The sequence below is a fragment of the Kitasatospora sp. NPDC048545 genome (genome assembly GCF_040651155.1).
Taxonomy (GTDB): Bacteria; Actinomycetota; Actinomycetes; order Streptomycetales; family Streptomycetaceae; genus Kitasatospora.
Genome location: NZ_JBEZIQ010000072.1, coordinates 38922 through 46030 on the forward strand (window position 1 = coordinate 38922; position 7109 = coordinate 46030).

6 protein-coding genes and 1 rRNA gene are annotated in these 7109 nt (G+C 71.3%); 4 read left to right on the forward strand and 3 right to left on the reverse strand.

All coding sequences use genetic code 11. The features are described 5' to 3' along the window. Positions 1 to 155 precede the first annotated feature (155 nt). Positions 156 to 1604 (forward strand): adenosylhomocysteinase, encoded by a 1449-nt coding sequence (ahcY, locus tag AB0D10_RS40565; protein WP_360266240.1) that lies wholly within the window; start codon positions 156 to 158, stop codon positions 1602 to 1604. A gap of 77 nt (positions 1605 to 1681) precedes the next feature. Here ahcY and AB0D10_RS40570 read toward each other — a convergent pair whose 3' ends face one another. Together AB0D10_RS40570 and AB0D10_RS40575 are read right to left on the reverse strand one after the other, a co-directional pair. Further along, positions 1682 to 2767, reverse strand: a complete 1086-nt coding sequence (locus AB0D10_RS40570; RefSeq protein WP_360266243.1) for a hypothetical protein — start codon at positions 2765 to 2767, stop codon at positions 1682 to 1684. Beyond that, entirely contained in the window at positions 2764 to 3276 is a 513-nt protein-coding gene (locus AB0D10_RS40575) for a SigE family RNA polymerase sigma factor (RefSeq protein ID WP_360266245.1), read from the reverse strand. The genes AB0D10_RS40570 and AB0D10_RS40575 overlap by 4 nt, the downstream gene beginning before the upstream one ends. Positions 3277 to 3386: 110 nt before the next feature. Between AB0D10_RS40575 and AB0D10_RS40580 the strand changes: the two genes are divergently transcribed. Then, on the forward strand, positions 3387 to 4034 hold the full coding sequence (locus AB0D10_RS40580; protein WP_360266247.1) for a hypothetical protein: 648 nt from the start codon (positions 3387 to 3389) through the stop codon (positions 4032 to 4034). A 75-nt stretch (positions 4035 to 4109) separates the two neighbouring features. Here the strand turns inward: AB0D10_RS40580 and AB0D10_RS40585 are convergent, their stop codons facing one another. Further along, the gene (locus tag AB0D10_RS40585; protein WP_360266250.1) at positions 4110 to 5141 is read right to left on the reverse strand and encodes an RDD family protein; all 1032 of its coding nucleotides are present in this window, start codon (positions 5139 to 5141) and stop codon (positions 4110 to 4112) included. Between the two features lie 290 nt (positions 5142 to 5431). On the opposite strand from AB0D10_RS40585, the gene AB0D10_RS40590 reads away from it, so the two are divergent. Then, positions 5432 to 6436: a stage II sporulation protein M gene (locus AB0D10_RS40590; RefSeq protein ID WP_360266252.1), complete on the forward strand. Its 1005-nt coding sequence runs from the start codon at positions 5432 to 5434 to the stop codon at positions 6434 to 6436. Between the two features lie 585 nt (positions 6437 to 7021). Next, a 16S ribosomal RNA gene (locus AB0D10_RS40595) occupies positions 7022 to 7109 on the forward strand; the annotation flags it as partial.

The following is a 7109-nucleotide window of genomic DNA, read 5'->3' on the forward strand; positions in this document are numbered from 1 at the left end:
AGAGAGGTCCTCCGACGGTTTGTGCTGCGCAACAGGGAGCCGGTCCGCCACCGCGGGGATCCGGCGGCCCGGGCGTAGCCGTGCACCCGTACGGCCTGCCGCGCGCGACACACGACCGGACCTTCGGCCCCACCCCATCAGCGAGGAGCAGACGCATGTCCAGCGACACCACCGGTGACTTCAAGGTCGCCGACCTTTCCCTGGCGCCGTTCGGCCGCAAGGAGATCCAGCTGGCCGAGCACGAGATGCCCGGCCTCATGTCCATCCGCGCCGAGTACGCCGAGTCGAAGCCGCTGGCCGGCGCCCGCATCACCGGCTCGCTGCACATGACGATCCAGACCGCCGTGCTGATCGAGACCCTGACGGCGCTCGGCGCCGAGGTCCGCTGGTGCTCCTGCAACATCTTCTCCACCCAGGACCACGCGGCCGCCGCCATCGCCGTCGGCCCGGAGGGCACCCCGGAGAACCCGCAGGGCATCCCGGTCTTCGCCTGGAAGGGCGAGACCCTGGAGGAGTACTGGTGGTGCACCGAGCAGGCGCTGACCTGGCCTGACGGCAAGACCCCGAACATGATCCTGGACGACGGCGGCGACGCCACCCTGCTGATCCACAAGGGTGTCGAGTTCGAGAAGGCCGGCAGCGCGCCGGACCCGTCCACCGCGGACAACGACGAGTTCCGGATCATCCTGGAGCTGCTCAACCGCACCCTGAAGGACACCCCGAACAAGTGGACCGAGGTCGCCGCCACCATCAAGGGCGTGACCGAGGAGACCACCACCGGTGTCCACCGCCTGTACGAGATGCACCGTGACGGCCAGCTGCTGTTCCCGGCCATCAACGTCAACGACTCGGTCACCAAGTCGAAGTTCGACAACAAGTACGGCTGCCGCCACTCGCTCATCGACGGCATCAACCGTGCCACCGACGTCCTGATCGGCGGAAAGGTCGCGGTCGTCTGCGGCTACGGCGACGTCGGCAAGGGCTGCGCCGAGTCGCTGCGCGGCCAGGGCGCCCGCGTCATCGTCACCGAGATCGACCCGATCTGCGCGCTCCAGGCGGCGATGGACGGCTACCAGGTCGCCACCCTGGAGGACGTCGTCGAGACCGCCGACATCTTCATCACCACCACCGGCAACAAGGACATCATCCTGGCCTCCCACATGGCGCGGATGAAGCACCAGGCCATCGTCGGCAACATCGGCCACTTCGACAACGAGATCGACATGGCCGGCCTGGCGCAGCTGCCGGGCGTCGTGAAGACCGAGGTCAAGCCGCAGGTCCACGAGTGGCGCAAGGCCGACGGCCGCACCATCATCGTCCTCTCCGAGGGCCGCCTGCTGAACCTGGGCAACGCGACCGGCCACCCGTCCTTCGTGATGTCCAACTCCTTCGCCAACCAGACGATCGCCCAGATCGAGCTGTTCACGAAGACCGAGCAGTACCCGATCGGCGTCTACGTGCTGCCGAAGCACCTGGACGAGAAGGTCGCGCGCCTGCACCTCGACGCGCTGGGCGTGAAGCTGACCACCCTGACCCAGGACCAGGCCGACTACATCGGCGTTCCGGTCGAGGGCCCGTACAAGCCGGAGCAGTACCGCTACTGATGCGGTGCCGCTGAGGTACTGACGCCGGTGGCCGGCACCCCGCTCGGGGTGCCGGCCACCGGCGCGTCCGGCCGGTGTCAGCGCATGACGTCGGTCGTCCAGGTGCTCGCGTCCACGCCGAGCGCCGTGGTGTGGGCGAGCATCCACGGCAGTCCGCCGAGCCGCTCCAGCGAGGGCGGCAGGTCGGCCGAGGCCCCGACACACACCTGCACCCCGTTGCCCACGGAGCACAGCGGCGCGTTCGGGCCGGTCAGCGGCGACCCGTCCTTGCCGGTCGGTGATGCCGGCGCCCCCGGGGCGGCCGGCTTCACGGTGAACCAGACGGTCCTGCTCTCCGCCTGGAGCATCAGCCACATGCTCCACGCGCCCTTGCCGTCCGAACCCGGACGGCTCAGCTGGACGTTGGTGGCCTCGAAGGCCTCGGGCAGTCCGCTGAACCGGACCGGCAGCGGGACGTCCCACGTGCCGTACCCGACCCCGGCGGCCACGTCGTGCAGGACCTCCCGCGAGACGTCCGCCGGCCGGCCGCCGGAGCCCGAGAGCTCCGCCCAGCGGCCCGAGGGCGTCAGCCACCGCAGGGTGGGCGTGTCGTACGGCGGCGCGTCGGAGACCACCCAGTAGGCGGTCCGGCCGCCGACCGGCTCGGCCGCCTCCGTGCGGACGTCGCTGCCGGGCGGCCCGGCCATCGGGGGCCGGGACCCGGCCGGGAACTGCGAGAGCCGCAGGCTCGGGGCGTTCTCGCCCCGGCCGCTCGCCAGCAACTCGACGCCGTGGAAGCCGGTCTGGTAGCTGACGCCGTTCTCACCGCTGGCCCAGTCCGGCAGCCGGCCGAACCGGATCTCGGGGGCCAGCGGGTCGGCCCCGGTCCGGTCCGGTGCTGCGGTCGGGGTGGGCGTGACCGTCGGGGCCGTGGTGGTGGCCACCGCGGGCACGGCCGGCCGTAGGGGTGCGGCGGTGCCGTTGCCCGGGAGCAGGAGCGTGCCGCCGGTCACCACCGCGGCCGTCGCGGCCGCGACGGCTCCGATCACGGCCAGCTTGCGACGGCGCAGCCGGGCCGCGCCCTCGGCCATGGACCGGCCGGCGTCGAAGCCCGCAGGCGGCGCCGGTTCGTCGGCCAGGTCCGTCAGACGGGTGGCCAGGTCGTGGGGATCGGCGGTGGTCATGACATCCTCTCGGCGACGGCGGGACGGGCGGTGAGGCTGCCGCGCAGGGCGTCCAGCGCGCGAGAGCTCTGGCTCTTGACGTTGCCGGAAGAACACCCCAGAGCCTCGGCGGCCTGCTCGATGGACAGGTCGCAGTAGTAGCGGAGCACCACCGTGGCCCGCTGGCGGGGCGGGAGGGCGGAGAGGGCCCGGCGCAGGTCGAGCGAGGCGTCCAGGTCGACGCCGCCCGCCACCGTGTCCGGCTCGGCCCCCGCACGGACGGTGCGCCGCCACCACGGGGAGCGCTGCTCGGCCAGGAAGGTGTTCACCAGGATCCGCCGGGCGTAGCCGTCCCGGTTCTCCACCCGCGCCACCCTCGCCCAGTTCACGTACAGCTTGGTGATCGTCTCCTGCACCAGGTCATCGGTCCGGTGCCAGTCCCCGCACAGCAGATAGGCGACCTTCCGCAGCCAGCCGCTCCTGGAGGCCACGTACTCCGTGAACTCCTCGTCGCGCGTCTGCTTCGCCATCCGCACCCCCTCTCGTCGTGGCGGCGGCACCGGTCCGGCGCCGTCCACACCCCTAATGCGCGGGCGACCGGAGAACGTTGCACGCGAAACGCACACGTAGGCTTCCGGGCATGCCCAATGGCCGTTACTCGCTCCATGACACGCACGACCACGTCCTGCTCGGCGAGGAGCGCTTCAGCTGCGCCCCCGGGGCGGCCGGGTGGCGGTACGTCTCCAAGACCTACGCACCGGACGGCCGGGTGATCGGCAGCGTCGACCTCACGCTGGACTCGCGGGCCCGGCCGCTGCGGATGGAACTGCGGGCCGGAGGCTGGCAGGTGCGCGGCGGGGCCGTGGACGGCGTGGCCTGGGTCCGGACCGACGCGGCCGACCCCCGTGGCGAACACGCGGTGGAGGGACACGACCGGGCGCACGCCTTCACCGGCAGCTCGCCGGGCTTCCTGGTCGCCACTGCCCGGCTGCTGCGACTGCGGCAGGGGGCGAGCGCGCGGGTGCGGCTGGTGGCGTTCACCGAACCGGTGCTGGCGCCGCGCACCCTCGACCAGGGGTGGCTGCTGGAGGGCGTCGAGACGCACGAGACGGACTCGGGGCCGCTGCTGGTCGAGCGGTACCAGGTCGCGGACCTGGAGACGGGGGAGCAGCAGGTCGTGCACCTGGCGGGGGACGTGGTGCTGGCGGCGGGCGGGATCGAGCTGGAGGAGCTGGAGTCACCGCCGAACGCCTGGCGGGTGGGGGACGGCGGAGACGACGAGGACTAGGGCGCCGGGCGTCGGGGCGCCAGGGCGCTGCGTTGTCGGGGCGCTGCGTTGTCCGGGCGTCCGGGCGTCCGGGTGTCAGGACGGCGGGGCGAAGCCGGTGCCGGCGGCGGGCTTGTCGAATGACGGCGCCGGTGGCGCGGTCGGGGCGGCCGGTACGGCGGCGGGCGGTGCGAGCGGTGCGACGGGCAGGACGGGTGCGACGGGTGCGACCGGTGCGACCGGTGCCGGATCGGCCGGGACACCGAGGACCCGCAGGGGCCGGCCGTCGGCCGTGGTGGGCACCGGACCGGAGGCCGGACGGGGCGCGGGAACCTGCACGGGCACCGGGCCGGCTGCCCGCAGCCGCTCCTGGGCGCGGATCCACTCCCGCCGCTGGCGTTCGGTGAGCACCGCGCCCAGGTAAGCCGCCGGGTGCAGCCCCGGGGGCATTGGGTGGCTGATCCGGGCGGACAGGTCCTCGGCCAGCCGAGCGGTCATCCGGTTCATCACCGCCGGGTCCAACTGCCCCACCCTGCCGAGCAGTTGGCGAATGGCAAGCCAGAGCGGCTCCGGCACCGCGGAGAAGTCCATCGCGACCAGCTCGCGGCCCATCGACTGCAGCAGATGCGGGTGCACCGGCGGCAGCGGGGCAGCGGAGCCACTCGCACCCGGTGTGCGCTCGCGGACGACCACCGTCCCGGCGAAGATGTCGCCGAGCCGCTTGCCGTCCGGATTCACCGCCGAGGTGATCATCGCGGGGGAGCCGGACAACGCGATCAACTCGAAGAACCCGACGAGCCCGCGCACCAGCGAATGCCGGAACCGCACCGGGCCGCCGTCGGTGCGCACCACCCGCAGACCGAGCGCGGCCTTGCCGAGCGAACGGCCGTTGGTGAAGGTCTCGACCATCACCGGGACCGCCACCAGGAAGAACACCATCAGGCCGATCATGGTGGCCGCCAGCGCCGCGCCGTCGAGGCCGACCAGCGCGACGCTCAGCAGCAGCGTGACCACCAGCAGGGCGGCGAACTCCACGAGCAGGTCGAGCACGATCGCCAGTGCCCGGCTCGGAAGCTTCGCCGTCTGCAGGCCGAGGACGACCGCCTCACCCGTCACCAGGTCGCTCAAGACACCTGTCCGTTCACGCTCTTGGAGCCCGTCCGGCTCGCCCATGGGATCCGGGACCGCCGGGGGCGGCAGCGCCGGGGAGGGAAACGGCCCGGATCGGCCCCCCGTGCCCCGCTCTCCGCAGTCTGATCCGCAGCCGCAAACATACGGGGCCCGGCGGGCGCACGGGAAGTGAGATCCCGGGGGCCGCGCCCAGGGCCCCTGCTGGCATGCTGGGCCGCACGTGTCCGTACGCACCTGCCCGCCCGCGCACGCCCGTCCGCGCCCACCGCCGATCATGGAGCCGCCGAATGGACCTGGACGTCTTCGTCGCCACCCACCAGGGGGAGTGGGCCCGGCTGGACGCCCTTGCCCGCCGGCGGCGGCTCAACGGCGAGGAGGCGGACGAACTGGTCACCCTCTACCAGCGGACCACCGGCCACCTGGCCAAGGTGCAGGCCGCCGCGCCCGACCCGGCCCTGGTGAGCCGCCTGACCAGCCTGGTCTCACGCGCCCGCAGCGCCGTGACCGGAGCCCGCACCAACGGCTGGCAGGACGTCGCCCGCTACTACACGGTGAGCTTCCCGGCCGCGCTCTACCGTGCCCGCCACTGGTGGGTGCCGGTCGCCGTCCTCTCGCTGCTCCTCACCACGCTGCTCGCGTGGTGGATGGCCACCCACCCGGAGGTCCGCAACAGCCTCATCACGCCCGACCAACTGCGGGAGATGACCCGCCCCGGCGGACAGTACGAGGCCTACTACTCGGACCGGCCGGCCAGCTCCTTCGCGGCGCAGGTCTGGACGAACAACGCCTGGATCGCGGTGCAGTGCCTGCTGTACGGGATCGCGCTGGGCATCCCCGTGGTCTATGTGATGTGGACCAACGTGGTGAACCTCGGCGTCGGCATCGGGCTGATGGCCTCCGCCGGCCGCCTCGACGTCTTCCTCGGTCTCCTCATCCCGCACGGCCTGCTGGAGCTGACCGCGGTCTTCGTGGCCGGCGGCCTCGGCCTGCGCCTCGGCTGGACCGTCATCGCCCCCGGTCCGCGCACGCGCGGCGTCGCGCTGGCCGAACAGGGACGCTCGATCATCGGAATGTCCATGGGCCTCGCGACGGTGCTGGCGGTCTCCGGCGTCCTCGAAGCCTTCGTCACCCCGTCGGGACTGCCCACGTGGGCGCGAATCGCCATCGGCGTGTCGGCCGAGGTGGCCTTCCTCCTCTACGCCCTGGTGCTGGGCCGAAAGGCCGCGGAGGACGGCGAGTTCGGCGACCTGGACGCGGCCGACCGGGCGGACCTGCAACCCGTCGCGGGCTGAGGCGATGCGATCAACACTCCTCTGACCTGCTAGTCTTCTCGCATCCCGGCCAAACCATTGACGTGGTGAGGGCGGACTAGTAGGTTTGAACGGTTGGGACTGACTGGACAACGGTCGGGCCCGGGCGTTAGTGTCTACGACACCGCCGAATCGAGGCGAGCGCGTTTCACGAAATGCGCGCCCTCCGACGAAGCAAATCCTGCGAAACCAGCGCACTGAAGCTTTGATAGGCTTCGGGACGAAGTTTGCAGGAAATCCCGCCAGCGGGAATCGGATGAATGAAACTCCGGAAAACGGAGCGGAAAACATCTGGTAAGCTGGAAACACGAAAGAACGAAGCCCGGAGGGCCTGCTGGAAGGCGGTCCGAAGGAAGCGTCCGTTCCTTGAGAACTCAACAGCGTGCCAAAAGTCAACGCCAGATATGTTGACATCCCCGGCCTCGATCGTTTGATCGGGGTTGGAGATTCCTTTTGAAACAAACACTAGCGAGGACGCAGTGCGCGGGACCGCCCTATTCCGGTGGTTGCCGTGCCGCTCAACGCGGGTGTGAACCGGCCCTGCTTGATTGTGGGGCCGAGTAAACATTCACGGAGAGTTTGATCCTGGCTCAGGACGAACGCTGGCGGCGTGCTTAACACATGCAAGTCGAACGGTGAAGCCCTTCGGGGTGGA